The sequence below is a fragment of the Sulfitobacter sp. TMED3 genome (genome assembly GCF_002167505.1).
Taxonomy (GTDB): domain Bacteria; phylum Pseudomonadota; class Alphaproteobacteria; order Rhodobacterales; family Rhodobacteraceae; genus Sulfitobacter; species Sulfitobacter pontiacus.
Window position 1 is genome coordinate 35,185 of sequence record NZ_NHBI01000041.1, and the last position, 26,405, is coordinate 61,589.

22 protein-coding genes are annotated in these 26,405 nt (G+C 62.2%); 11 read left to right on the forward strand and 11 right to left on the reverse strand.

Annotated elements, in window-relative coordinates:
• Nucleotides 1–46: 46 nt before the first annotated feature.
• From CBB63_RS11490 to CBB63_RS11500, 3 genes are all read right to left on the reverse strand, one after another.
• Nucleotides 47–1,045: an ABC transporter permease gene (locus CBB63_RS11490; protein WP_286699243.1), complete on the reverse strand. Its 999-nt coding sequence runs from the start codon at nucleotides 1,043–1,045 to the stop codon at nucleotides 47–49.
• Nucleotides 1,038–2,105 (reverse strand): ABC transporter permease, encoded by a 1,068-nt coding sequence (locus CBB63_RS11495; RefSeq protein ID WP_286699244.1) that lies wholly within the window; start codon nucleotides 2,103–2,105, stop codon nucleotides 1,038–1,040. The genes CBB63_RS11490 and CBB63_RS11495 overlap by 8 nt, the downstream gene beginning before the upstream one ends.
• An 87-nt stretch (nucleotides 2,106–2,192) precedes the next feature.
• Nucleotides 2,193–3,965: a peptide ABC transporter substrate-binding protein gene (locus tag CBB63_RS11500; RefSeq protein WP_286699245.1), complete on the reverse strand. Its 1,773-nt coding sequence runs from the start codon at nucleotides 3,963–3,965 to the stop codon at nucleotides 2,193–2,195.
• A 309-nt stretch (nucleotides 3,966–4,274) separates the two neighbouring features.
• Between CBB63_RS11500 and CBB63_RS11505 the strand changes: the two genes are divergently transcribed.
• From CBB63_RS11505 to CBB63_RS11525, 5 genes are all read left to right on the forward strand, one after another.
• Nucleotides 4,275–6,107, forward strand: a complete 1,833-nt coding sequence (locus tag CBB63_RS11505) for an ABC transporter ATP-binding protein (protein WP_037954453.1) — start codon at nucleotides 4,275–4,277, stop codon at nucleotides 6,105–6,107.
• Between the two features lie 12 nt (nucleotides 6,108–6,119).
• Nucleotides 6,120–7,280, forward strand: a complete 1,161-nt coding sequence (gene argE, locus CBB63_RS11510) for an acetylornithine deacetylase (protein ID WP_286699246.1) — start codon at nucleotides 6,120–6,122, stop codon at nucleotides 7,278–7,280.
• A 132-nt stretch (nucleotides 7,281–7,412) separates the two neighbouring features.
• Nucleotides 7,413–8,759 carry an NAD(P)/FAD-dependent oxidoreductase gene (locus tag CBB63_RS11515; RefSeq protein ID WP_286699247.1) on the forward strand — a complete coding sequence of 449 codons (1,347 nt, stop codon included), beginning with the start codon at nucleotides 7,413–7,415 and terminating at the stop codon, nucleotides 8,757–8,759.
• A gap of 21 nt (nucleotides 8,760–8,780) precedes the next feature.
• The gene (locus tag CBB63_RS11520; RefSeq protein WP_286699248.1) at nucleotides 8,781–9,944 is read left to right on the forward strand and encodes a M20 aminoacylase family protein; all 1,164 of its coding nucleotides are present in this window, start codon (nucleotides 8,781–8,783) and stop codon (nucleotides 9,942–9,944) included.
• Nucleotides 9,945–10,011: 67 nt separating this feature from the next.
• Nucleotides 10,012–11,175: a M20 aminoacylase family protein gene (locus tag CBB63_RS11525; protein ID WP_286699249.1), complete on the forward strand. Its 1,164-nt coding sequence runs from the start codon at nucleotides 10,012–10,014 to the stop codon at nucleotides 11,173–11,175.
• A 34-nt stretch (nucleotides 11,176–11,209) separates the two neighbouring features.
• Here CBB63_RS11525 and CBB63_RS11530 read toward each other — a convergent pair whose 3' ends face one another.
• The 6 genes from CBB63_RS11530 to glmU form a co-directional block, all read right to left on the reverse strand.
• Nucleotides 11,210–12,271 carry a glycosyltransferase family 4 protein gene (locus CBB63_RS11530; protein ID WP_286699250.1) on the reverse strand — a complete coding sequence of 354 codons (1,062 nt, stop codon included), beginning with the start codon at nucleotides 12,269–12,271 and terminating at the stop codon, nucleotides 11,210–11,212.
• Nucleotides 12,268–13,554, reverse strand: coding sequence for a 3-deoxy-D-manno-octulosonic acid transferase (locus CBB63_RS11535; protein ID WP_286699251.1), 1,287 nt, complete (start codon nucleotides 13,552–13,554; stop codon nucleotides 12,268–12,270). Before CBB63_RS11535 ends, CBB63_RS11530 begins: the two co-directional genes overlap by 4 nt.
• Before the next feature lie 7 nt (nucleotides 13,555–13,561).
• Nucleotides 13,562–14,569, reverse strand: coding sequence for a GTP 3',8-cyclase MoaA (gene moaA / locus CBB63_RS11540; protein ID WP_286699252.1), 1,008 nt, complete (start codon nucleotides 14,567–14,569; stop codon nucleotides 13,562–13,564).
• Between the two features lie 668 nt (nucleotides 14,570–15,237).
• Nucleotides 15,238–15,987, reverse strand: coding sequence for a DNA alkylation repair protein (locus tag CBB63_RS11550; protein ID WP_286699254.1), 750 nt, complete (start codon nucleotides 15,985–15,987; stop codon nucleotides 15,238–15,240).
• Nucleotides 15,984–17,804 carry a glutamine--fructose-6-phosphate transaminase (isomerizing) gene (gene glmS / locus CBB63_RS11555; RefSeq protein WP_286699255.1) on the reverse strand — a complete coding sequence of 607 codons (1,821 nt, stop codon included), beginning with the start codon at nucleotides 17,802–17,804 and terminating at the stop codon, nucleotides 15,984–15,986. Before glmS ends, CBB63_RS11550 begins: the two co-directional genes overlap by 4 nt.
• 2 nt (nucleotides 17,805–17,806) lie before the next feature.
• Entirely contained in the window at nucleotides 17,807–19,159 is a 1,353-nt protein-coding gene (gene glmU, locus CBB63_RS11560; RefSeq protein ID WP_286699256.1) for a bifunctional UDP-N-acetylglucosamine diphosphorylase/glucosamine-1-phosphate N-acetyltransferase GlmU, read from the reverse strand.
• A 118-nt stretch (nucleotides 19,160–19,277) separates the two neighbouring features.
• Here glmU and CBB63_RS11565 point away from each other — a divergent pair, with 118 nt between their 5' ends.
• Both CBB63_RS11565 and CBB63_RS11570 read left to right on the forward strand, forming a co-directional pair.
• A complete protein-coding gene (locus CBB63_RS11565; RefSeq protein ID WP_286699257.1) occupies nucleotides 19,278–19,949 on the forward strand; it encodes an HAD-IA family hydrolase in 672 nt (223 codons plus the stop codon).
• Between the two features lies 1 nt (nucleotide 19,950).
• Nucleotides 19,951–21,156: a DegT/DnrJ/EryC1/StrS family aminotransferase gene (locus CBB63_RS11570; RefSeq protein WP_286699258.1), complete on the forward strand. Its 1,206-nt coding sequence runs from the start codon at nucleotides 19,951–19,953 to the stop codon at nucleotides 21,154–21,156.
• Here CBB63_RS11570 and CBB63_RS11575 read toward each other — a convergent pair.
• Nucleotides 21,153–21,554 carry a VOC family protein gene (locus tag CBB63_RS11575; RefSeq protein ID WP_286699259.1) on the reverse strand — a complete coding sequence of 134 codons (402 nt, stop codon included), beginning with the start codon at nucleotides 21,552–21,554 and terminating at the stop codon, nucleotides 21,153–21,155. The genes CBB63_RS11570 and CBB63_RS11575 overlap by 4 nt on opposite strands.
• Nucleotides 21,555–21,693: 139 nt before the next feature.
• Complete coding sequence (locus tag CBB63_RS11580) at nucleotides 21,694–22,164, reverse strand: pyridoxamine 5'-phosphate oxidase family protein (protein WP_286699260.1); 471 nt, start codon at nucleotides 22,162–22,164, stop codon at nucleotides 21,694–21,696.
• A 146-nt stretch (nucleotides 22,165–22,310) separates the two neighbouring features.
• On the opposite strand from CBB63_RS11580, the gene CBB63_RS11585 reads away from it, so the two are divergent.
• The 4 genes from CBB63_RS11585 to CBB63_RS11600 all read left to right on the forward strand — a co-directional run.
• The gene (locus tag CBB63_RS11585) at nucleotides 22,311–23,474 is read left to right on the forward strand and encodes an isovaleryl-CoA dehydrogenase (RefSeq protein WP_009824873.1); all 1,164 of its coding nucleotides are present in this window, start codon (nucleotides 22,311–22,313) and stop codon (nucleotides 23,472–23,474) included.
• Nucleotides 23,471–23,962: a lysozyme inhibitor LprI family protein gene (locus tag CBB63_RS11590; protein ID WP_009824872.1), complete on the forward strand. Its 492-nt coding sequence runs from the start codon at nucleotides 23,471–23,473 to the stop codon at nucleotides 23,960–23,962. Before CBB63_RS11585 ends, CBB63_RS11590 begins: the two co-directional genes overlap by 4 nt.
• On the forward strand, nucleotides 23,962–25,485 hold the full coding sequence (locus CBB63_RS11595; protein WP_286699261.1) for an AMP-binding protein: 1,524 nt from the start codon (nucleotides 23,962–23,964) through the stop codon (nucleotides 25,483–25,485). Before CBB63_RS11590 ends, CBB63_RS11595 begins: the two co-directional genes overlap by 1 nt.
• A 52-nt stretch (nucleotides 25,486–25,537) precedes the next feature.
• On the forward strand, nucleotides 25,538–26,405 hold an 868-nt coding region (locus CBB63_RS11600; RefSeq protein ID WP_286699262.1), incomplete at its 3' end, for a carboxyl transferase domain-containing protein.

Consider the following 26,405-nt stretch of genomic DNA (forward strand, 5'->3'; position numbering starts at 1 on the left):
TACTCAANCCCGACNGAAGCCCCAAAAGGCGACGGTCCGATCCGGATCACCGTCCGCGCANCCGCGGGTCCAGCGCGTCACGTAGCCCGTCGCCNAGNTAGTTCACGCTCAGCACGGTCAGCGAGATCGCGACGCCGGGCAGGATCACCCGCTCGGGGAATTCCTGCATCCGTGACACGGCATCGGACAAGAGCTTGCCCCATGTCGGATAGTCCGACGGGAAGCCGACGCCCAGAAAGCTCAGCGCGCTTTCGGTGATGATCGCGGTCGCCAGTCCCAGCGTGGCCGAAACCATGATCGGAGAGATGACGTTGGGCAGCAGGTGCTTGCGGATGATCTTGCCCGACCGCGTCCCGATGGACCGCGCGGCGAGNATGAACTCGCGCTCTTTCAGCGCCAGAATGTCGCCGCGCACGATCCGCGCGGTCTGCATCCACGAGGTCAGCCCGATGATGCCGACGATCAGGATGAACATCCCGCCTTCGGGGCCAAACCGTGAGTTGAGCGGTTGGCGGAACAGGGTCACCGCCAGCAGCGTCAGCGGCAGGATCGGCAGCGACAGAACCAGATCGGTAAAGCGCATCAGCCAGAAATCGAGCCGNTTGAAATAGCCCGAGATGACGCCAATGGCCGAACCGATGACCAGCGCCAGCCCCATGGCCAGCCAGCCCACCGCCATAGACACGCGCCCGCCGGCGATCATCTGCGCCATGATATCACGGCCCAGCTGGTCGGTGCCAAAGGGATGTGCCCAACCGGCCTTGGCCTCGCTGTCGAACAGCAGTTGATACACGGGGCGCCAGTTCTTGTTGCGGATATCCAATGCCTTGGGGTCGACATCCCAAAGGTAGGGGCCGAACAACACCGCGAGGGTGATGAACAGCAGGAAGCCTCCGCCAAAGACAGCGCCCTTGTGCTTGCGGAACTGCTGCCAGACGTCGATCCACTGGCTGCGCGGCGGCTTTTGCGGCTCTTTATCGACCAGCGCGCCATAGAGTTCGATGTCGGCCTCGATCGGGCTTGCGGGGGTGGCTTGCTCAGTCATAGCGGATCCTTGGGTCAAGCAGGCCGTATAGAACATCGGCAATCAGGTTGAATAGAACGATGAGGATGGCGAAGATAAAGGTCAGCGTCATCACCATCGGCAGGTCGTTGGCAAAAAGCGCGGTCAGCAGCANCTGCCCGATACCATTCACNTTGAACACATTCTCGGTAATGATCGCGCCGCCAAAGATCGCGGGCATGCCAAGGGCAATCACNGTGACCACTGGGATCATCGAGTTGCGCAGCACATGNACCAGAACGACCGATTTCTCGCGCAGCCCNTTGGCGCGGGCGGTGCGCACATAGTCCTGGTTCAGGTTGTCCAGCATCGCGCCGCGCATATAGCGGCTGATCTGCGCGGTGGTTTGCAGCGCCAGCACCATCACGGGCATGATCATCTGCATGAACTGGAATTTGAANCTCTCCCAGTCGGTCACGACATGGGTCGTGTCATAGATCGACGGCAACCACCCCAGCGAGACCGAGAAAATCACGATCAGCAGCGGCCCGGTGAAGAAGGGCGGGATCGAAAAGCCGATCATGGTGACAAAGGTGCCCGCTTGATCGAACAGCGAATAGTGGCGGTAGGCCGAATAGATGCCAATCGGGATCGCGATCAGGATGCCCACGATATAGCTNAGCCCAACCACCCAAAGCGTCTGCGGCATCCGCTGGATCACGATATCCATGATCGGGCTGCGGGTCTGCCAGCTGATCGCACGCTGTACNGGACGCACAGCACCNGTGTCGGGGTCAATGAAGGTCGACAGGCTGGTGTCGGGCAGCCAGCCCAGCAGGAAGCTGTCGCGGGTGGNCCAGTCNATGAAGACCTGCGGTTCAACCCAGAAGAACTGGATCAGCCATTTATAGTATTGCACATAGATCGGCTGCCCGAGGCCAAGCGCCTCGCGCATTTTCTGTTTTACCTCTGGTGGGACTGTCAGCGGCACCTGGGCCATCGGATCGCCGGGGGCCAGTTGCAACAGCAGGAAGATTACCAGGCTGATAAACAAAAGCGTTGGTATCGACAAAAGTAGTCGACGAATGGTGAAGGTCAGCATGCACAGCGCCTTTGCAAGTCGGTCTAGGGGAGGGGAAGCATGTCAAAATCGAAGGGAGGCGCGATTTCGCACACATTCACACAGGCATCAAGTCATGAGGAGCACGCGCGCTGCGTGCTCCTCTGAGCTTGGGCGTGANTATTCTTTCACGCGGTACCAGTCGGCGGCATTCCACAGTTCGGANTCCCATNTGTTCAGGATCACGCCGCCCAGAGTGTTGGACGCAGCGGAAACCCGACCACGGTCGACCAGCGGAACGATGGTCATCGTGTCACGTGTGATGATGTTGTTCAGCTGCTTGGCGATATCGCCGCGCTTGTCCAACTCGCCCGTGCGCGACAGTTCGTCCAGCAACGCGTCATATTCTTCGTTGCAGAAACGGTTGATGTTCTCACCCTGCCACTGGCTGGAAGGCTTGGGCTCGTTGCCACAGCGATAGGCNGACAGGTAGGCCTGCGGATCGGTGCCGTCAAAGTTGTTCGCGTACATTTCAACGTCGGCATAGAACTTCTGGAAGGTATCGGGCGAACCGGGGTCGCCCCCAAAGAAGACCGACGCATCAAGGTTGCGCAGTTCGACTTCGACACCGATCTGGTTCCACCAGTCTTTGATCAGCGCTTGAAAATCCTGACGGACAGCGTTGGTCGAGGTCTGGTACAGCAGGGACAGNTTTTCACCGTCTTTGTCGCGGATGCCGTCGCCATTGGTGTCGGTCCAGCCGGCTTCTTCCAGCAGGGCTTTCGCGCCTTCCAGATCCTGCGTCAGACATTCGGTGTTGTCGGAGGCATAAAGCTCGGGCGCGGGCACGAGGTTACAGGTCGCGCGACCCGCCTGGCCATAGCCGACCTCGACCAGCAAAGGACGGTCGATCGCCATGGACAGNGCCTTGCGGACCTTGAAGTCGGACAGGATCGGGTGCGGATGCGCCACGGTGGAGCGTTCGCCCTCTGGCAGNTCCGGCGATGGGTCTGTCAGGTTCATCTCGATCCGTTCGACCAATGTCCCGAANGCAGAGATCGCCTGACCCTTGCCGCCTTCGGCCATTTTCGCCAGCACATCGGGGGCCAGCTGCATGTTCCAGGCATAGTCGTATTCGCCGGTTTCCATCACCGCACGACCCGCGGCATTCGCATCCCCACCGCCCTTGAGGGTCAGTGTCGCAAACGCNGGTTTGCTNGGGTCACGGTAGTTGGGGTTGGCTTCCATCTGGATCACGTCATTGGGACGGAAATCTGTCACGCGGAACGGGCCGGTGCCGATGGGGTTAAAGTTNGCTTCGGTACATTCGGGGGCTTTCGCGCCCAGGCAGTCCTTGAACTGCGCGGCCTGAATGATNGGNGATTGCGCGCCCATGAACGGGCCGTAAGGGTTTGGCTTGGCGTCGGTGAAATGAACGGTAACCGTCAGATCATCCACGATATCGATGCTTTCAACGCCATCGAACTTCGACGCCTGCGCGCAGCCGCCTTCGGGGTGCATACAGTATTCAGCGGTGAATTTCAGATCCGCCGAGGTCACCGGCGTGCCGTCGGACCAAACCAGGCCCTCTTTCAGCTTCCAGGTGATGGATTTCAGATCTTCGGCCACGCCGCCGTTTTCAACGGTGGGAATCTCGGTCGCCAGATAGGGGACCAACGCGCCGGTTTCGTCATAGCGGCCCATCGGCTCCAGCACGAGGCTCGCCGCCTCGAGGTCTTTTGTGCCGCCCGACAGATAGGGGGTCATGATCGAGGGCGCTTGCCAGTAGATAACTTTCACCTCGCCGTCGCGTCCACGCTCGCCCTCGTGGGCGGCGCCGAATGCGGCGGGGGCAATCGCTACCGAAGCCGCGGCTCCCAGTAACAGGGTTTTCATGTTCATAGCTTACTCCTTGTTGGACACCGTTGGTTTTTTGAGGTGCCTTTTTTTATGGTCTGTCTTTTCTGGCAATGCCAAAAACGTCAATCTTGATCACGGCCGGGGGCAGGGTGCTGCGACAGACAGGGATGCCCGCCAAAACGCCCGTTTTTCCAGCCACGCCAATAACGTCGAAGCATCGAAACAGGTTTGAAAAAAAATGCAAGCCTCCAAAGCAGCGGATGTTAGCGGTCCCTTGGACCGATTTGACACCAGATGACGAAGTGCCTTAGCGTCGTCAAATTGATTAAACGAGAAGCGCTGGAAAATACCATGCTAGACGAGGCAACGCCGACACCAATCGCGCAAATTCAAGAGCTTAGGGTCGAATTTCAAACCCAGGACGGACCCGTTCTAGGTGTGGAGAACGTCAGCTTTGACATCAATGCGGGTGAAACTGTCTGCGTTGTGGGCGAATCCGGCTCGGGTAAATCGGTGTCCTCGCTGTCGCTGATGCGTCTGGTCGAGTTCGGCGGCGGAAAAATTGCGGGTGGGCGCCTATTATTTGAGCGCCAGAACGATCCCGCTGTCGATTTGGCGCGCACAGATCAGGATGTGATGCGCGATATTCGCGGCAATGAGATCGGGATGATCTTTCAGGAACCGATGACAGCGCTGAACCCGGTCTTTACCGTCGGTCGCCAGCTGACCGAAGGGCTACGCCTGCACAAAAACATGTCCAAGGCGCAGGCAGAGGCCCGCGCGCTGGAGCTTCTGACCCAGGTCCGCATTCCCGAACCGGCCCGCCGTCTTGCACAATACCCGCACGAGCTGTCGGGCGGGATGCGCCAGCGTGTGGTGATCGCCATGGCGCTGGCCTGTTCGCCGCGGCTGTTGATCGCGGATGAACCCACCACCGCGCTGGATGTGACCATTCAGGCCGAAATCCTCGCGCTGATCGACCGGTTGAAACGCGAGACCGGCACCGCCGTCATGTTCATCACCCATGACATGGCCGTTGTTGCCCAGATGGCCGATCGCGTCGTTGTCATGTTCCGCGGCAACAAGGTCGAAGAAGGCACGGTCGAGGAAATCTTCGAGAATCCCCAACACCCCTATACCAAGGCGTTGCTGGCCGCCGTCCCCAAGCTGGGCGAGATGCGCGGCAAACCCTATCCCGAACCGATGAAACTGCTCGGAACTGCGGATAAAGAGATCAAACCCATCAAGGGCACAGAGGAAACGCTGCTGACGGTCAAGAACCTGACCACGCGCTTTCCGGTGCAGGGCGGCTTCCTGCGCCGCACCGTCGCCAATGTCCATGCGGTCGAGGACCTGTCGTTTACCATCAACAAGGGCCAGACGCTAAGCCTTGTGGGGGAATCCGGCTGCGGGAAATCTACGGCGGGGCGGTCCTTGCTGCGACTGGTCGAACCCCAATCGGGCGAGGTCAACCTCGATGGCAAAGACATCATGGCACTGGATTCACGTGGCCTGCACAAGGCGCGGCTGGACATGCAGATGATCTTTCAGGACCCGTTTGCCTCGCTCAATCCGCAGATGCAGTTGTCGGATCAGGTGGCCGAACCGATCCACAATTATGGCACGCTCAAAGGGGCCGAGCTGACCAAACGCATCGAGATGCTGTTTGACCGTGTGGAACTGCCGCGCAGCTTCATGCGCCGCTTCCCGCACGAGCTGTCAGGCGGTCAGCGCCAGCGCGTCGCCATCGCGCGGGCCTTGGCGTTGAACCCCAAGCTGATCGTCGCGGATGAAGCCGTGTCGGCGCTGGATGTGTCGGTGCAGGCGCAGGTGGTCAATCTGATGCTGGAATTGCAAGCGGAAATGGGGCTGTCCTTCCTGTTCATCAGCCACGATATGGCTGTGGTCGAACGGGTCAGCCACCACGTCGGCGTGATGTATCTGGGCCGGATCGTGGAAATGGGCACGCGGTCGCAGGTGTTTGAAAACCCGCAGCACCCCTATACGCAGGCCCTGATGAAAGCCGTCCCCATCGCCGATCCACGGCGTCGCAAAAAGGAAAGCGAGCTGAACTTCAAGCCGATCCCGTCCCCGATCCATCCGACAAGCTATGTCGCGGAACCCTCTGTTTACAAAACCGTATCCCCCGGCCATCAGGTCTTGATCACCGATAGCGGATACTAAAGGACCACATAAATGACTGCGCGCATGACCCCGTTCGAGCTGATGGAAAAACTCGTCAGCTTTCCCACTGTGTCGCGGGATACGAATATCCCGCTGATCGACTGGGTGGCCAATTACCTTGAAAGCCACGGCATCGCGTCCCATCGCTATATCCACCCCGATCAACCCAAACATGCGCTTTTCGCCCATGTGGGCCCGTGGGAAGAGGGCGCGGTGGTCCTGTCGGGGCATACCGATGTGGTGCCGGTGGACGGCCAGCCCTGGGACAGCGACCCTTTCACCGTGGTCGAACGGGACGGGCGCTATTACGGGCGCGGCTGCTGCGACATGAAGGGCTTTGATGCGCTGGCCATCTGGACATTGGTCGAGGCGCATTACGCCGACGTGCAACGCCCGCTCCAGATCGCGCTCAGCTTTGACGAGGAAATCGGCTGCACCGGTGCCCCTCCGATGATCGAGGCGATGCAACCGGTGCTGCCCAAGGGGGCGCTGGTGATCGTGGGGGAACCCTCGACCATGCAGGCCGTTACAGGTCACAAGGGCGGCACGGGCTTCAACACGCATGTGGTCGGCTTCGAGGTCCATTCCTCGCTCCTGCACACAGGCGTCAACGCGATCATGGCGGGGGCCAAGCTGATCGAATGGGCCAATGAGGTGAACACCGAGAACATGGCCCGCAAACCCAGCGAGCTTGCCGCGATGTTCAACCCGCCCTTTACCACCGCCCATGTGGGCGTGATCTCGGGCGGGACAGCGCATAATATCACCGCCAAGGATTGCCACTTCGCCATGGATTTCCGCGTCGTGCCGGGNGAAGACAAAGACGCCTGGGGCACCGCCTATCTGGAAAANGTGCGCGAGGTCGANAAGCAGATGCAAGAGGTCGTCCCCGAAACCTATATCGAGGTCACCCCCCGTTTCGACGTCCCCGCACTACAACCCGAAAAAGACGGGCTNGCCGAAACCTTCGTGCGCCAGATCACCGGCGACAATNCCAGCCACAAGGTCTCCTACGGNACCGAGGCCGGACAGTTCCAGGAAGCCGGGTATAGCGCGGTGATCTGCGGCCCCGGCGATATCGCACAGGCGCACCAGCCCAACGAATATATCGAGGTCGCGCAATTCGAGGCCGGCCATAGATTCATGCGCGACCTGCTTGANCGTTTGANATGACACAGCGCAGCGGCCCCCTTCTTCCAAATGGCATCACATCCCGGGGGAGGGGCCGCAGCGCGGCACCGGGGGCTGGCCCCCGATCCAGGCCTGCTTTGCCCGCGAACGCCCNCGCAATATAAAGCCTGACCCATGCAGCCTTTCCCGATCCATANGACCACCCCCGTCACCTATCCCGGCCCCCAGCCAGCCACGTCGGATATCGTCGTTATCGGCGGCGGGATCATCGGGGTCTGCACGGCGCTGTTCCTCGCCCGGGAGGGTCACTCGGTCACCTTGCTGGAAAAGGGNCGCATCGCCGCTGAACAATCCAGCCGCAANTGGGGGTGGATCCGGCAACAGGGGCGCGACCCNGACGAGATGCCGATCATGGCCGAGGCGCAGGCGCTCTGGCGCGANCTTGCGGGGCAAACGAANGTGGATATCGGGCTGCGGCAGGGCGGCATTGCCTATCTGGCGCAAAGGCCGACACAGCTTGCGGGCTATGAAAACTGGCTGCCCCATGCGCGGGCCAATGGCGCAGACAGCCGGATGATGACGGCGGCCGAGGTCTCCGCCATGTTCCCCGGCCTTGCGACACCTCAGATCGGCGCGCTGATCACGCCGTCGGACATGCGGGCGGAGCCTTGGGTCGCGGTGCCCGCTCTCGCCGGTATCGCCGCGCGAGAGGGCGTTCAGATCATCGAGAATTGCGCCGTGCGCTGCCTTGACATCGCGGCGGGGCGGGTTGCCGGGGTGATCACGGAGCAGGGGCGTATCGCGTCTTCGCAGGTGGTGCTGGCAGGNGGGGCGTGGTCGGCGCTGTTCCTGCGCAATCACGGTATCTCTATNCCGCANCTGTCGGTNCGCGAAAATGTGGCGGCGACCGAANGCTTGCCTGAAATTTACGCAGGGGCGGTGTCGGACGGGCGGGTCGCGTTCCGGCGGCGCGANGATGGCGGCTATACGCTNGCCCCTCCCGGCGCGCCCGAGCTNTTNGTGGGCCCTGACGCCTTTCGCGCCTTGCCCCATTACCTGACCCANTTGCGCGCCGATCCCTTTGGTCAACGGCTTCACCCTTTTGCGCCCAAAGGCTTTCCCGATGCCTGGACGACCAAGCGGCGCTGGCAGGCCGATACCCCATCTCCCTTCGAGGCGATGCGCATCCTTAATCCCGCGCCCAATATGGCCAAGATCCGCCGCCTGCTGCGTGATTTTTCAGCAATGTTCCCCGANNTGGGNCCGATAAAGCTGAAATCTGCCTGGGCGGGGATGATCGACACCATGCCTGACATTGTACCTGTCGTGGATACTGTGGCAGCACTGCCGGGGCTGACCATNGGCACGGGCATGTCGGGGCACGGCTTTGGTATCGGGCCGGGNATGGGCCGCGTTCTGGCGCGTCTGGCCACGGGGCAAAGCGCNGGNCANGATCTGACCCGCTTTCGCCTTGCACGTTTCACCGATGGNAGCCCGATGATCCTGGGCCCGAACGTCTAGACAGATAAAGGAACGCACGCGATGCCGATCAAGAACCGCTTTGCCGAAACCCATGCCGACATCACCGCGTGGCGGCGTCACCTGCATACGATCCCCGAANTGCAATTCGATCTGCCGCAGACCGCGGCTTTCGTCGAAGAGAAGCTNCGNAGCTTTGGCATCACCGATATCACCACCGGCGTGGCGCAAAGCGGCATCGTCGCGGTGATCGAGGGCAAGACCAATGCCTCGGGGCGCAGNATCGGCTTGCGNGCGGATATGGACGCTTTACCCATCACCGAGGCGACGGGGCTTGAGTATGCGTCCAAAACGCCGGGCAAGATGCATGCCTGCGGCCATGACGGGCACACCGCGATCCTGCTGGGGGCCGCGCAATATCTGGCNGAGACGCGNAATTTTGACGGGCGGGCGGTGCTTATCTTCCAACCCGCTGAAGAGGGTGGCGGCGGTGGCAACGTCATGGTCGAGGAAGGCCTGATGGAGCGTTGGTCCATCGACGAGGTCTACGGGCTGCACAATATGCCCGGCCATCCCGTCGGCGCATTCGCGATNCGCAGTGGCCCTTTACTGGCGGCGGCGGATGAGTTCGACATCATCATCACCGGGCAGGGCGGCCATGCCGCAGCCCCGCACGAGGCGATCGATACCAACCTTGCCGCGGCGCATGTCGTTGTCGCGNTGCAATCCATCGCCGCACGCAACGTNGATCCGATCAAGAATGCTGTCGTGTCGGTCTGNACCCTGCGGTCCGATACCGACAGCCACAACNTNCTGCCGCAAACCGTGCGGCTGCGCGGCACGGTCCGNACGCTGGATGCGGGCATCCGCGATCTNGTGCAGGACCGGCTGGAGGCNGTCGTGACCCACACCTGCGCCGCCCACCAATGCACTGCCGACATNACNTACGCGCGCGGCTATCCCATCACCGTGAACGCTGACGCGAACACCGCCTATGCCGCNGATGTGGCCGAGAATATCGCCCCCGGTGTGGACCGCGACACGCCTCCGATCATGGCCGGAGAGGATTTCTCGTATATGCTGAACCAGCGCCCTGGTGCCTATATCATGCTGGGTAATGGCGACGGGCCCACCGTCCACCACCCCATGTATAATTTCAACGATGACGCGATCCCCGCAGGTTGTAGCTGGTTCGCGGAAATGATTGAAACAAGATTGCCAGCCTAGCCGCCGGCTTTGCCCGAAAGGGGCGCTGCGCGTTCCCTTTTTTCACAGACTTCAAGGACTTCGAAAAATGCCCGTTAAGAACCGATTTGCCGAATTGCACAATGACATCACCGCATGGCGACGTGATTTGCATGAACACCCCGAGATCCTGTTCGAGACGCATCGCACCTCTGCCACCGTGGCCGAGAAGCTGCGCGCTTTCGGCTGTGACGAAGTTGTCGAAGGCATCGGGCGTACCGGTGTTGTCGGCGTGATCAAGGGCAATGCCACCACCTCGGGCAAGGTCATCGGGCTGCGTGCCGATATGGACGCGCTGCCNATCCACGAACAGACGGGGCTGGANTATGCCTCCAAGACGCCCAATGCGATGCATGCCTGCGGCCACGACGGCCACACGGCGATGCTATTGGGCGCGGCGCAGTATCTGGCCGAGACACGGAATTTTGACGGGACTGTTGTGGTGATCTTTCAGCCTGCCGAAGAAGGCGGCGGCGGCGGGCGCGAGATGTGCAAGGACGGCATGATGGAACGCTGGGGCATTCAGGAAGTCTATGGCATGCACAACTGGCCCGGCATTCCCGCNGGACAATTCGGCATCCGCCCCGGCCCGTTCTTTGCGGCCACCGACCTGCTGGAAATCGAAGTCGAGGGTCTGGGCGGCCACGCGGCCAAACCACACGAGACCATCGATACNGGTGTNGTCACCGCACATATCATCACCGCGCTGCAAACCATCGTCAGCCGGAACGCGGACCCCGTGGGCAATATCGTTGTCTCGATCACCTCGATCGAATCCTCGTCCAAGGCGTTCAACGTGATCCCGCAGCGGGTGAANNTGCTGGGNACCGTGCGCACCCTNTCCAATGACCTGCGCGATCTGGCTGAAAAGCGCGTGACAGAGATTTGNGAAGGCATCGCGGCAAGTTTTGGCGCGACNGCAAAGGTCAAATACGTGCGCAACTATCCGGTGATGGTGAACCACGACGAACAGACTGAATTCGCGGCNGATGTCGCGCGCGGCATCTCGGGGCAATGCGACGAAGCACCTTTGGTCATGGGGGGCGAGGATTTCGCCTTTATGCTCGAAGAGCGCCCCGGTGCCTATATTCTGGTCGGCAANGGCGACACCGCGATGGTGCACCACCCGATGTATAACTTTAACGACGATATCATTCCCGCGGGCTGCAGCTGGTGGGCNGGTATNGCCGAACAACGCATGCCCATCGGCTGATCACACAGGCATGGGGCGGGGGGAAACCCGCGCCCTATGCCGCCAGCAGCTTGCGATAGATTTTGACCAGCGCCGCCGCTTCGCGCGCGATAGAGAAATCCGACATCACATAGCTGCGCCCGGCCTCTGCCCATGCGGCCAGTCGGGTCCGGTCGGACAGGGCATCGCGCGTCGCAGCCTCGAGCGCGGGAATATCATCGGGGTCCACCAGTAGGCCCGTCGTACCTTGCACCACCAGCTTTTCAAAGGCACCCACACGGGTCGCGACCACGGGNACACCGCAGGCCATCGCCTCGATCGGGGTGAGGCCGAAGCCCTCCCACCGTTGGGGGGCGACGTAAAGGTCCAGCACGCGGTAGAAATCCGCCATATNGCCCACAGGCACCTCTGGCAGGAACAGCATCCGGTCCGACAGCCCTTCGGCGCGGGCGCGGTCTTTCAGGCCCTTNTCGAAGCTCTCGTATTTCTCGGTCGCGCGNCCCATCACAANGGCGACGACATCNGGGTTGTCCCGCAGGATNGGCAGCATCGCCTCGACAAAGGCATCGGTGCCCTTTTGGGCGCGGATACGGCCATAGCAGCCCACCAGCGTCGCGTTCACTGGCAGCTTNAGCTCGGCGCGCAGGGCGGCGCGGTCGGGCGAGGGGGCAAAGCCTTCGGTGTCGATCCCNTGCATGATCACATGGCCGGGGTTTTCCAGATAGGCGTTGGTCCGGTCCGAGGTCGCCACCACGGCATCCATCCGCCGGATCAGCCAGCGCGTCAGNCCGGTCTGTTCNCGNTGGCTGGCNGAGGTGAACATCAGCTTGAGCCGCTTNCCCAGCAGATANCGCAGCGCCAGCCCGCCCAGCATCTCGACGTTGCGCCGCGCGTGCCAGACCCGCCAGCCCGACGGTGACGGCCCGCGGCGCGACATGGTCACAAGCGAGGCCAACGGCACCTGCGGCACATCATCAGGCACAACGGGGCCCGTTGCCGCGATAGAGATATCGCGCGATTGNACCGGCACCAGCCGCATCACAGTGGCCGTGACGCCGCTGAGCCTGCGTTTGAAATTCGGCGCGATCACATCGGTGCGGGCAAGGGGGTGCGTCATGGGGTATCCAACTTCAATGTGGTGATCAGACGGCTGGCAATGGCATCAAGCTGGTCATCTTGTGCCGCGATGAAGCGGGCNGCGGCAGCGGTCATCGTCGCCAGCTCATCCGGTTTGGTCAAGAGCGCGGCAACGCGGGNGGCCAGATCATCGNCATCCGCCACGATCCGCGCAGCGCCTTCGGCCTCAAGCTGGGCATAGGTTTCCGCAAAGGCCGCAACGTGATTGCCCGACAGCACGGCGGCACCCGATTGCGCCACCTCGAACGGGTTATGCCCGCCAATGGGCAGCAGCGATCCGCCCAGAAACACGACATCGGACAGGCTGTACCANAGGCCCAATTCNCCCAGCGTGTCGGCCAGATAGACCTGCCCCCCGGGGGCATCCCCACGGCTGCGACGCTGCACGGTCAGCCCCGCATCCTGTACCAGCGCCTCTACCGCGTCGCCGCGTTCAGGGTGGCGGGGGGCGAGGATGAGACACAGATCGGGGATCTCGCGCAGCAGTTGCTTNTGCGCATCGAGCACGCTGCGTTCCTCGCCTTCGTGGGTGGAGGAGGCGACCCAGACCGCCCGCCCGCCAAGCGCTGTGCGCGCAGNNNCCAGCGCCTGNGCATCGACGGGCAGCGGGCCGGCCATGGATTTCAGGTTCACGCCCGGCGACACACGATCGGCGGGGGCATGCATGCGGATCATATTGCGCGCCATCGCGTCATTCTGCGTCACGATCAGCGTGAAGACATCGAACAGGTAGCGGGCAGTGCGGGGCCATTTCTCCCAGAACTCGACCGTNTTGTCAGACATGCGCGCNTTGACCAGCGCCATCGGCGCGCCGGTNGCGTGGGTCCGTCGCANCATCTGCGGCCANATCTCGCTTTCGACAAATATCGCGGCGTCGGGCTGCCAATGGGNCAGGAACCGCTTTAACGGGCCGGGGGCGTCCAGCGGGGCAAACTGGTGCAGGCTGCGCGGCGGCAGACGTTGGTCCACCAGCCTGGCCGAGGTCGCGGTGCCCGAGGTGATCAGGAAATGCGCGTCGGGCAGCATNTGCCCCATGCGGGTGATCAGCGCCAGCACCGACAGGCTTTCGCCCACGGAGGCCGCGTGCACCCAAACCAGCGCGCCGCCGCTTGGGCGCGGCTGTGTGGCGATGCCGCGTTTTTCGCCCGCGCGGGCGGCGGGCACGTCCTGCGCGTTCAGCTTGCGCGCCTCTGCGCTGGCGGCAAAGGGGATCAGGCAGCGGCTGGCAAGAACCCAGGCGCGGTACAGGAAAGGCGCGGACACGGTCGCGTCAGCCGCCTGTGTGGCTCATGTGNCGGGGCATCTGCCCATCCAGCTTTTGCCGTGAATAATCAAAGTCNTGGCCCTTGGGCTTAAGGTTGATCGCCGCGCGAATTGCGTCTTTCAAGGGCGCGTCGTCATCGGGGTGATTGCGCAAGGGCGCGCGCAGGTCGGCCACATCTTCCTGCCCCAGACACATGTAGATTTCACCGGTGCAGGTGATCCGNACGCGGTTGCANCTTTCGCAGAAATTATGGGACAGCGGCGTGATAAANCCGATCTTCTGGCCGGTCTCTTCCAGCCGGACATACCGGGCAGGGCCGCCCGTATTCTCGGCCAGATCGGTGACGGTGTAATGTTCCTCGTANGTGCGGCGCACATCCTTGAGCGACCAATACTGGCCCAAGCGGTCCTCGTTGCCCAAGTCGCCCATGGGCATCACCTCGATCCAGGTCAGATCAATCCCGCGATCCGCACACCATGCGGTCATCGACGGNAGTTCTGCCTCGTTGAAGCCTTTCAGCGCGACGGCGTTGATCTTGACCCGCAGCCCGGCATTCTGCGCCGCGTCGATCCCGCGCAGCACCTGCGGCAGACGCCCCCAACGGGTGATGTCGGCGAATTTCTGATCGTCCAGCGTATCAAGCGAGACATTCACACGGCGCACGCCCGCAGCATAAAGATCGGCGGCATAGCGTTCCAGCTGGCTGCCATTGGTGGTCAGCGTCAGCTCTTTCAGCGTGCCGGCGTCCAGATGGCGGGTCATGCTGTCGAAGAAGGTCATGATACCCTTGCGGACCAAAGGCTCACCGCCGGTGATGCGCAGCTTTTGCACACCCAGATCGACAAAGTTGGTGCACAGCCGATCCAGCTCTTCCAAGGTCAGAAGTTCCTTCTTGGGGAGGAAATTCATATTCTCGGACATGCAATAAACACAGCGGAAGTCACAGCGGTCTGTGACAGAGACGCGCAGATAGGTGATAGCGCGGGCGAACGGGTCAATCAAAGGTGCATTCATATCCCATAGGTAAACATCGGCCCATCCCGGGGCAAGTAGCATTTAGGAGATTGAAGCGGCAGGGGCGGAGCGTTAGATTTAANCCATGAAACATTATATTATTCTAGGTGTCGCTGTCGTTGCTCTGGCCGGATGTGCGGGCGTAACGGATCGTTTGGGTTTGGGCAAACGCGGGGCGGACGCNGCCCCNCCCACGGCCGAGGCCGAGGCGCGTGCNGAGGCGTCCCTGTCGTCCGCCACCGCGGCTGCCCGTCCGCCTGCTGGGGCNCGCACAGCCGACGCGCTTGACACCACCACGGCCGAACAACGCGCCGAGGCGTCAAAACCTGCTGNGGCAGGGGCNAAATCGCTGGGCACCACCGTCGCCTCGCTNGGCAGCGCGACNGAGCCGGGGCTGTGGATGAAAACACCGCTGGTGAAATCGGAAATGCAGGGCCGCGTGACGAACCCCGCGACGGGCAAATCCTCTACGGTTGAACTGATCCCGCTGGATGGGCCTGCNTCGGGCGGGAGCCGCATGTCGTTGTCGGCGCTGCGTCTGATTGGCGCGTCGCTGACGGATCTGACCAAGGTTGAAGTGTCCACCAACGGTTAAGCCGCGCNGTGANGGTGTAAGATACAAAACGGGCGTCCGAGGGGGAACCTTGGACGCCCGTTTTCGGTAGGGATCAGCTATCTGATGCGGGGGGGGCGTCTTCCGCCGTCACNTCCGCNGCCACCGGGGCTTCCAGCGGGAAATCCGGCATATGGCGCGCGGCTTCCTTGATCGCATAGGGTTTGAGGGTGGCGCGGTTGTCCTCGATAAAGGCGGCGGCGCGCACNGGGTCATGACGGCTGAGGTCGCGCACCCACCACGCGATGGCCTTTTGCAGGATGCCGTTCTTGACCGGCAGATACCCCGCTGCCCACCCAAGGATACGCTCGCGCGCNTCCAGCTCTTCGGGCTTGGGGTTGTTTTGCTTGGTCCAGGGCAGGGTCGCGACAAGCGCCGCCCGCTTCGACCAGAGTTCGCCCGATTGGGTCCAGGTCTCTACCACATCCAGACGTTGAGGGTCTGCCANCAACCGTTTTTGCGCCGCCATGCAGGCATGATCCGCGATGGCCCAGCTGTCGAAGTCCGGTACCCAGCTTTGGATCAACTGCCACGCGGGTTCGTCATCCGGGCGCAGGCGGGCCTGGGTCAACAGTTTGGCCGCCGCCACCCGCGCCTCGAAGATATCCGTNTGCCACAGGGCATCGGCCAGCGCGATNCGGTCGGTCAGCGACAGCTCGGCCCGCCACGCTTTGGTCAGATCGTTGATCTGCGGATTGGCNANGCCCAGATAGGGGCGATCCACCTTGTGATAGGCCTGCATCTTCTCGACAGCGGCGGGNNCAGCCAGTTCGTTCAGCTGNGCCATATAGGGGGCAAGGTTCATTCCACAGTCACCGATTTTGCCAGGTTGCGCGGTTGGTCGACATCGGTGCCTTTGGCAATCGCGGTGTGATAGGCCAGCAACTGCGCCGGGATCGCATAGAGGATGGGGGCGAGCGCATCGGCAACGGGTGGCATTTCGATCTGCCCCCACGTGCCTTCGGCGGCTTCATCCAGCCCCGCACGNTCCGAGATCAGGATNACCTTGCCCTTGCGCGCCATGACNTCTTGCATGTTGCTGACNGTCTTGTCGAANAGCGTGTCGTTGGGGGCCATGACCACCACAGGCACGTTTTCGTCGATCAGCGCGATCGGGCCGTGTTTNAGTTCTCCNGACGCATAAGCTTCGGCGTGTATNTAGCTGATTTCTTTNAGTTTTANNGCNCCTTCAAGNGCNAGNGGGAACATCGCNCCACGCCCCAGGAACAACACGTCACGGGCCGANGAAAGCTTGTAGGCTTCGTCNCGCAGGGCGGCGTTNTGTTCGAGCGCGGTGTTGATCAGCGACGGCATGGACCGCAGACCAGAGACATAATCGGCCAGCTCTTCCTTGGTGATCGCGCCGCGGTCCACGGCAGCTTTCAGCACCATCAGGAACAAGACGGTCAACTGGCAGGTAAAGGCTTTGGTAGAGGCGACGCCCACCTCGACACCGGCGTGGATCGGCAACGCCAGATTGCTTTCCCGTGCGATGGAGGATTCAGTCACATTGACCACCGAAGTGATGAGATCTGCCTTGCCCGCGCAATAGCGCAGCGCGGCCAGCGTGTCGGCGGTTTCGCCCGACTGGCTGACAAACAGCGCCATGGTCCGGTCCGAGATGGGCGGTTCACGATAGCGGAATTCCGACGCGACATCGACCTCGACCGGCATGCGGGCGATCTGTTCGAACCAGTATTTCGCGGTCAGGCAGGCGTAGAAGGCCGTGCCGCAGGCGACCATGGTGATACGGTCGATCTTGGTGAAATCGAGCCCCGGATCGGGCAGCATGATCTCTCCGTCCGCGGTGAGGTAGCGCGACAGGGCCTCGCCAATGACGGCGGGCTGCTCTGCGATCTCTTTCGCCATAAAGTGCTTGTGGCCGGCCTTGTCGATGCGGGTGGTATCCAGGCTGATCTTCTTGACCACACGGTCAGCAGGGGCATCATTGGCGTCGTAGATCTTGACCGACGTGCGGGTCAGCACGGCGCGGTCGCCTTCCTCGAGATAGGTCACACGGTCCGTCATGGGCGACAGCGCAATCGCGTCGCTGCCCAGATACATCTCGTTGTCGCCATAGCCGACGGCTAGCGGAGCCCCCTTGCGCGCGCCGATCATCAGATCGTCTTCACCGTCAAACAGGAACGCCAGCGCGAAAGCCCCATGCAGCCGCGCAATGGTCTTGGTCGCGGCGTCTACAGGGCCCAGCCCTTCGGCCATGTATTTCTGGGTGAGCAACACGACCGTTTCCGTGTCCGTTTCGGTCACGAATTCAACGCCGTCCTTGGACAGTTCGGCGCGCAGCTCACGGAAGTTTTCGATGATGCCATTATGCACGACAGCCACGGGCCCCGCCTGATGCGGGTGCGCGTTGGTGACCGATGGCGCGCCATGGGTCGCCCAACGGGTGTGCCCGATGCCCGACTTCCCGGCGAGCGGTTCGTGCACCAGCAGATCCGACAGGTTCACCAGTTTGCCGACCGCGCGGCGGCGGTCCAGCTTGCCCGCGTCAATCGTCGCGATACCGGCGCTGTCATAGCCTCGATACTCCAGACGTTTCAGGGCTTCGACAAGGGTAGGCGCAACTTCGTGTTGGCCAAGAATACCGACAATACCACACATGATTAGCTGCCTCTCTGCTGTTTGGCCTTCTTGGCCTTTAACATTTCCAACAATTTCCGCGCCATGCCCGGTTTTTCGACCTGATGCGCGCGCGCCAGCGCCAATGCGTCAGCCTCCACATCCGAGGTGATGACCGACCCCGATCCCGTCATCGCTCCGTCGCCGATATGCACGGGGGCCACCAGCATGGTGTTCGACCCGATAAAGGCGTTGGCCCCGATATGGGTGTGGTGCTTCATCACGCCGTCATAGTTGCAGGTGATCGTGCCCGCGCCGATATTGGCTTTGGCACCGATGGTTGCGTCGCCGATATAGCTCAGGTGGTTCACCTTGGCGCCTTCGGCGATCTGCGCGTTCTTGACCTCGACAAAGTTGCCAATGCGCACATCCTCGGACAGCTCTGCACCGGGGCGCAGGCGGGCGTAGGGGCCGATGACCCCGCCGCGTGCGACGTGGCAGCCTTCAAGGTGGCTGAACGCGCGGATGGTGGCACCGGATTCAATCGTCACGCCGGGGCCAAAGACCACATTGGGTTCGATCACCGTGTCGCGGCCGATATAGGTGTCGCGGGCGAAATAGACCGTCTCGGGGGCCATCAGCGTGATACCGTCCTCGAGCATGGCTGCACGGGCGCGCGACTGGAACGCGGCGTCGGCAGCGGCCAGATCCGCGCGGGAGTTCACGCCCATCGTTTCGGCCTCGTCGCAGGTGACGGCAGTGGCTTTCAACCCGCGTTCCCGTGCAATGCCGATGATATCGGTGAGGTAGTATTCTTCCGATGCGTTGTCGTTGCCGACCGCATCAATCAGATCAAACAGCAGGTCGGATTTGCACGCTACAACACCGCTATTACAAAGGGTTATAGCGCGTTCTTGATCCGTGGCATCCTTGTATTCAACGATGCGGTCAAGGCTGTCACCTTGCATTACCAAACGGCCATAGCGGGCAGGATCAGCGGCGTCAAAGCCCAGCACGACGACATCATTCGTCTCAAGTGCGGCGCACATGTTTTCAAGCGTTTCGGTCTGCACGAAGGGCGTGTCGCCATAAAGCACGATGGCCATGCCATCGAAGCCTGCCAGCGCCTCGCGAGCCTGACCAACGGCGTGGGCGGTGCCCAGTTGTTCCTCTTGCACAACGACCTGAGCTTCGTCGTCAAATGCCTGCGCTGCGGCGCGGACCTGATCTGCCCCGTGGCCTGCAACAACGACCGTGCGGGCAGGCGACAGTGCGGCACCTGATGCCATGGCGTGCTCTAACAGTGGTGCGTGGGCGACCGCATGCAGAACCTTGGGCAGATCCGATTGCATACGGGTACCTTTGCCTGCGGCCAAAAGGATCAGTGCAACTTCCATGTATAATCTCTTTAATCAATTTAATGTCTGCTCTCTTTACCTTGTTGGCGATTTTGCGCAAGGCTAGGGGTCATCAAAGAAGATTTCCGCCTGCAACACATTCAGCAAAGGAATGCCGATGAAAACAGTCGTATTCGACCTCGACGGGACGCTCGCGGACACCAGCGGAGACTTGATCGCCGCGGCCAATGCCTGTTTCCGCGACATGGGCGAGGGCGATGTGCTGGATGCCGAGACCGATGCAGGCACGGCGCTGAAAGGCGGCCGCGCGATGCTGCGGTTGGGCATGGAGCGTTTGGGGCGCGCCGACGACGCCGAGACCATCGACCGCTACTATCCCATGCTGCTCGAAGCCTATGGCCGCGAGATCGACACCCATACCGTGCTGTACCCCGGCGCGATGGAGGCGGTGGAGGCGTTGAAAGCCGCGGGCTACCGCGTGGCGATCTGCACCAACAAACCCGAGGGGCTGGCGCATACGCTGCTGACCAAGCTTGGCGTGCGCGATGCCTTTGGCGCGATGGTGGGGGCCGATACGCTGGCGATCCGCAAGCCCGATCCGGAGCATCTGTTCGAAACCGCGCGGCGTGCCGGGGGCGACCCCGCGCTGTGCTTGCTTGTGGGCGATACCAATACCGACCGCGAGACGGCGCGCGCGGCGGGTGTGCCTTGCGTGTTGGTCTCCTTCGGCCCCTCGGGCGATGATATGGCGGCACTTGGCCCCGAAGCCCTGCTGGACCACTATGACGACCTGCCCGACATCGTCACCCGTCTGATCGGTGCTGTCTGACATGATATCTGACACGGCAGAGGTGTTCGCCGGCAGCTTCACCCAGCAAGAGCCGATCCCCGAGGAAGCCATCGACGCCGCCGTCGCCGTGATGCGCCATGGGCGACTGCACCGCTATAACACCGCGCCCGGCGAAACCGCCGAGGCCGCGCTGCTCGAGCAGGAGTTCGCCGCGATGGTGGGCGCGCACTACTGCCTTGCCGTGGCCTCGGGCGGCTATGCCATCGCGACCGCCTTGCGGGCCGTTGGCGTCAAGCCGGGGGATCGGGTGCTGTCCAATGCTTTCACGCTGGCCCCTGTGCCCGGCGCGATTGCCGCGGTCGGGGCCACGCCGGTCTTTGTCGATGTCACCCAAGGGCTGGTGATCGATCTGGACGATCTGGCCGCCAAACTGGATCAGGCGCGGGTGCTGCTGCTAAGCCATATGCGCGGGCATATCTGTGATATGGACCGGTTGATGGCGCTTTGTGATGCCGCCGGTGTCACCGTGGTAGAGGATTGCGCCCATACCATGGGGGCAAGCTGGAACGGCGTGCCCTCGGGGCGGCATGGGGCGGTGGGGTGCTATTCCTGCCAGACCTATAAACACGTCAACGCGGGCGAGGGCGGGCTGCTGGTCACCGATGATGCCGCACTCGCGGCGCGGGCGATCATGCTCTCAGGGTCCTATATGCTTTATGACCGGCATCTGGCAGGGCCGCCGCCCGAAGCCTTCGAGACGGTGAAATACAACACGCCGAATATCTCTGGCCGGATGGATAACCTGCGCGCGGCGATCCTGCGCCCGCAGCTCAAGCGGCTTGAGGCACAGATCGACGGGTGGAATGCGCGGTATCACGTGGTTCAGGACGGCTTGCGCGAGACGCCCGGCCTGACCCTCATCGACCGCCCCGCGATGGAACGTTTTGTCGGATCGTCGTTCCAGTTCCTGCTGTCTGGTTGGGCCCCCGAGGCCATCACATCAGTGCTGACCCGCTGCGCCGCCCGCGGGGTGGAACTGAAGTGGTTCGGCGGGGCGGAGCCTGTGGGCTTTACCAGCCGCTACGATTCATGGCGCTATGCCGAACCCTCTGCGCTGCCCGCCAGCGATGCGGTGCTCGCCAGTATCATCGACATGCGCGTCCCGCTGACATTCTCTTTGGACGACTGCGCACTGATCGCACGGATCATTCGCGCGGAAGTCTCGGCGGTTTTCCAGCAGGGCTAGGCCGCGCCGGGGGGCGCCATCTGGATCAACTGGATGAGGTTCCCGCAGGTGTCGTCCAGTACCGCCATGCGGACAGGGCCGGCATCAATAGGGTCTTGGGTGAAGACGACACCGCTGTCGGTCAGCCGTTTGACTTCGGCATCCAGATCCTCAACCTGAAAGGAATGGGCCGCGATCCCGTCCTCCACCAGCGCCTGTTTGTAGGGGCCAACGGCGCGGTGATCGCTGGGCTCTAGCAAAAGCTCTGTCCCGTCGGGCTGTTCGGGCGATACCACGGTGAGCCAGCGGTGCGTCCCGAGGGGGATATCGTTCTTTACCTCAAATCCCAGCTTGTCGCAGTAGAACTTCTCGGCCTTGTCTTGGTCGTCAACGAAGATGCTTGTCACATAGATTTTCATATCAATTCATCCGTTCGTGGCTGTATCAGACAGGGTGTCGAGCAAAGGCCGCGGGTGTTTGGCTGCACCCTAGCATGGCATCGCGAAAAGGGCAGGCACAACGGCCCGCCCTTGCTACGATTGATGGCGTGTCCGCCGTTCAGAACCGGATCGTCCCATGTTCGCCCGCATCCGGAACCTGTTTGGTCACATTGGCTTTGGCGATTTCGTAAAGGAAGGACAGGCTGCCGCCGGTCAGCCAGACCTCCGCCTGTTTGAGGTCCATACGCACAAGTTGCACGTCGTCATCCTTGCGTCCGTCCTTGAACCAGGCGGCGGCAAAGGCGTTCCACAACTCGTCCAGTTTGGCAGCGTCGGTCACAGCCTGAACGGTACCGTCGATCCGGGCGTATAGGTGTTCGTCCTTGCTGGTCACCAGATATTCGGCCGCAGCACCGGTCTGGGCGGATTTCGCGAGATCGGTGTCCCGTGCGGTGATGAACCACAGGCAGTTGGCGTCGTGGTCGGCATAGTGGCTCATGGGGATGGCGCGGGCGGTATCGGTGGCCAGCATGCCGATGCGGGTGTCGTCTACGCGGTCCCAGAATTCTTTCTTCAATGACGTGCTCATATCGGGGCGTCCTTTCTATCCTGTGTCACGGGGGTAACATCGGCGGCGCGGGTGCAGTTCCGCGCAGCCTGCGACATTTGCTTGACCGAATCCGCGAGAAGTGTAGTGTAATGAACAAATGTTCAATAAACTCGGGGGAGGGGTCTATGTTCAACACCACCATGAAATTCGATCTGGGCGACGACGTGAACGAGATGCGCGATATGGTGCACCGTTGGGCGCAGGAGCGGGTCAAACCGATGGCCGCCGAGATCGACACCCACAACGAATTCCCGCCCGCGCTCTGGGAAGAGATGGGCAGCCTTGGTCTGCTTGGCATGACGGTCGAGGAAGAATTCGGCGGCTCGGGCATGGGCTATGTCGCGCACACCGTCGCGGTTGAAGAAATCGCGCGCGCTTCGGCCTCGGTCTCGCTGTCCTACGGGGCGCATTCGAACCTCTGCGTCAACCAGATCCGCCTGAACGGCAGCCCCGAGCAGAAGGCGAAATTCCTGCCGGGCCTGTGCTCGGGTCAACATGTGGGCGCGCTGGCGATGTCCGAACCCTCTGCGGGCAGCGACGTGGTGTCGATGAAACTGCGCGCCGAAAAGCGCAACGATCACTACCGCCTGTCGGGAAATAAATACTGGATCACCAACGGCCCTGACGCCGACACGCTGGTGGTCTATGCCAAGACCGACCCCGATGCCGGATCAAAAGGCATCACCGCCTTCCTGATCGAGAAATCCATGAAAGGCTTCACCACCAGCCCGCATTTCGACAAGCTTGGCATGCGCGGGTCCAACACGGCAGAGCTGATCTTTGACGATGTCGAAGTCCCGTTTGAAAACGTTCTGGGGGAAGAGGGGCGCGGCGTGGCGGTGCTGATGTCGGGGCTTGATTACGAACGCGTGGTGCTGGCGGGGATCGGTCTGGGGATCATGGCCGCCTGTCTGGACGAGATCATGCCCTATATGGTCGAGCGTAAGCAATTCGGGCAGCCCATCGGGAACTTCCAGCTTATGCAGGGCAAGATGGCGGATATGTACACCGCGATGAATTCGGCCCGCGCCTATGTTTACGAGGTCGCCAAGGCCTGTGATCGCGGTGATGTCACCCGTGCGGATGCCGCCGCCTGCTGCCTTTATGCCAGCGAAGAGGCGATGAAACAGGCGCATCAGGCGGTGCAGGCCATGGGCGGGGCGGGCTACCTGTCGGACAACCCCGTGGGCCGCATCTTCCGCGATGCCAAGCTGATGGAGATCGGGGCAGGCACCTCTGAAATCCGCCGGATGCTGGTGGGCCGCGAGATGATGGGAGCGATGGCGTGAAACCTCTGGCCCTTGCCCTGATGCTCTGCGCCTCACCGCTTGCCGCGCAGGATCTGCAATATACTGATCGCGGCACAGAGATTTGCCTCGCCGACGCCGATGGTTTTGCCGCCGAGATGGCCTGCGTCGGTGTCTCTGCGAACCAGTGCATGGAGGATTCTCCGGGCGGGAGCAGCACCTATGGTATGGGCGGGTGTCTGGACCGTGAGCTGCAATTCTGGGACCAGCGGTTGAACGATAATTACGCCGCGGTGATGGTGCAGGCCAAACGGATGGATGCCGATGCGATCCCGGGGCCCGAGGGAAGCCCCGGCGTGGCGGATGCCCTGCGCGAGATGCAGCGGGCGTGGATCGTGTTCCGCGACAAGGCGTGCACCTACGAAGCCTCGCTTTGGCAGGGGGGCACGGGGCGCGGACCTGCGGCGATTAACTGTCTGATGCAACAGACCGCGCGTCAGGCTTTGTCGCTGGACGTGTGGGAAGGCTGATGGCTGACGTCCTGCCAGGTCTGGACGGGACAGGCGCGTGGGAGATTCCGGCGCAGCTGAACATGGCGGCGCAATGTCTGTCCCATGACCCCGCGCGGCTCGCGATCATTGATCTGACAGGCGATGCACGGCGCGATGTCAGCTTTGGCACCCTGTCCGATATGGTCGACGGATTGGCACGCGCCTTGGCGCAGCGGGTGCTGGCCGGTGATCGCGTGGGCGTGCTGCTAGGGCAAAGCCCGTGGTGTGCTGCGGCCCATCTGGCGATCTGGAAAATCGGCGCGATTTCAGTGCCTTTGTTTAAACTCTTCAAGTATGATGCCCTTGCGTCGCGGGTGCGTGATGCGGGCGTGACGCTGGTGCTGACCGATCCCGAAGGGCGCGATCTGCTGGGGGGGCTGGCGACGCCCTTGATGGCAGATAGCGTCGGCGTGGCGGGCGATCCTGTCGCCTTTGCCGACACAGGCCCGGACGATCCGGCGGTGCTGATCTATACCTCGGGCACGACGGGGTCGCCCAAGGGTGCGCTGCATGGCCATCGGGTGCTGACGGGCCATCTGCCCGGAGTGTCGCTCAGCCATGATGTGCTGGGGCAGGACGGCGATTGCCTCTGGACGCCTGCGGATTGGGCGTGGATCGGCGGGCTGTTCGATGTGGCAATGCCCGGGCTGGCGCTTGGTGTGCCTGTTGTCGCGGCACGCTTAGCGAAATTCTCTCCAGACGCCAGTGCGCGCATCCTCCGCGAGGGCGATGTGCGCAACGTGTTCTTCCCCCCGACCGCGCTGCGGATGCTCAAGGCCGAGGGAGCCACAATCGCGGGGCTACGCTCTGTCGCATCGGGGGGGGAGCCTTTGGGGGCCGAGATGCTGGCATGGGGGCAACAAGCCTTTGACCTGAGCATCAACGAATTCTACGGGCAGACCGAATGTAATATGGTCGCCACCAGCGCGGGCAGCCAGTTCCCGCCGCGCCCCGGTTGCATCGGTAAACCTGTGCCGGGCCATAACGTCGCGGTGCTGGATGATGCCGGTAAGCCGACCAAGGATGAAGGCGATGTCGCCATCCGCAAGGGATCAGCCGCGATGATGCTGGGCTATTGGCAGCGCCCCGACGAGACAGCACAAAAATTCCGGGGGGACTGGATGCTGACCGGTGATCGCGGCGTGTTCGACGGTGAATACCTTCGCTTTATTGGGCGCGAGGATGATGTGATCACCTCAAGCGGTTATCGCATCGGTCCGGCAGAGATCGAGGATTGCCTGCTGACCCATCCCGATGTGGCAACCTGCGGTGTGGTGGGCAAGCCCGACCCGCTGCGGACAGAGATCGTCAAAGCCTATGTCGTGCGCAAATCCGGTGCGACTGTCGATGAACAGACCCTGCAAGACTGGGTGAAAACCCGCCTTGCCAGCTATTCTTACCCGCGCGAGGTGGCCTTTCTGGATGCCTTGCCGATGACCGTCACAGGCAAAGTGATCCGCCGCGAGCTTAAAGCCCGCGCCGCTGCCGAAGGGGCTGCGTGATGCAATACCCCCCTGTGACGTCCCCCCATTCCATCCGATCAAGGAGACCGACATGAAGCTGATTTCGCAAGCCTTGCCCTCGTCCGAAAGCTTCAAGGCGAACGAGGCGGCACATCTGGCTGCCCTGCAAACCATCCGCGAGGCGGCGGATGCGGCGGAACTGGGCGGCGGCGAGAAATCTCGCGCCCGTCACGTGAGCCGCGGCAAGATGCTGCCCCGCGAACGGGTGGCCAATCTGCTCGACCCCGGATCGCCCTTCCTTGAGGTTGGTGCGCTGGCGGCGCATGGGCTCTATGGTGGAGCGGCCCCAGCGGCCGGTGTGATCGCGGGTGTCGGCAAGGTGCAGGGCATCGACTGCATGATCGTGTGCAACGACGCCACGGTGAAGGGCGGCACCTATTTCCCGATGAGCGTCAAAAAACACCTGCGCGCGCAAGAGATCGCTGAGGAAAACCATCTGCCCTGCATCTATCTGGTCGATAGCGGCGGCGCGAACCTGCCCAATCAGGACGAGGTCTTTCCCGACCGCGACCACTTTGGCCGGATTTTCTACAATCAGGCGCGGATGAGCGGCAAGGGCATTCCCCAGATCGCCGTGGTCATGGGATCGTGTACCGCGGGCGGGGCCTATGTGCCCGCGATGTCGGATGTGTCGATCATCGTGAAGGAACAGGGCACGATCTTTTTGGCCGGTCCGCCGCTGGTCAAGGCCGCCACGGGCGAGGTGGTCAGCGCCGAGGATCTGGGCGGCGGCGATGTGCATACCCGTCTGTCGGGTGTGGCCGACTATCTGGCCGAGGATGACGCCCACGCGCTGGCGCTCGCCCGGCGCGCCGTGGCCGGTCTGAACCGCGCCGCCCCGATGAATGTGCAGTGGCAACCCGCCGAAGACCCTGCCTATGATCCGGCCGAGATGCTGG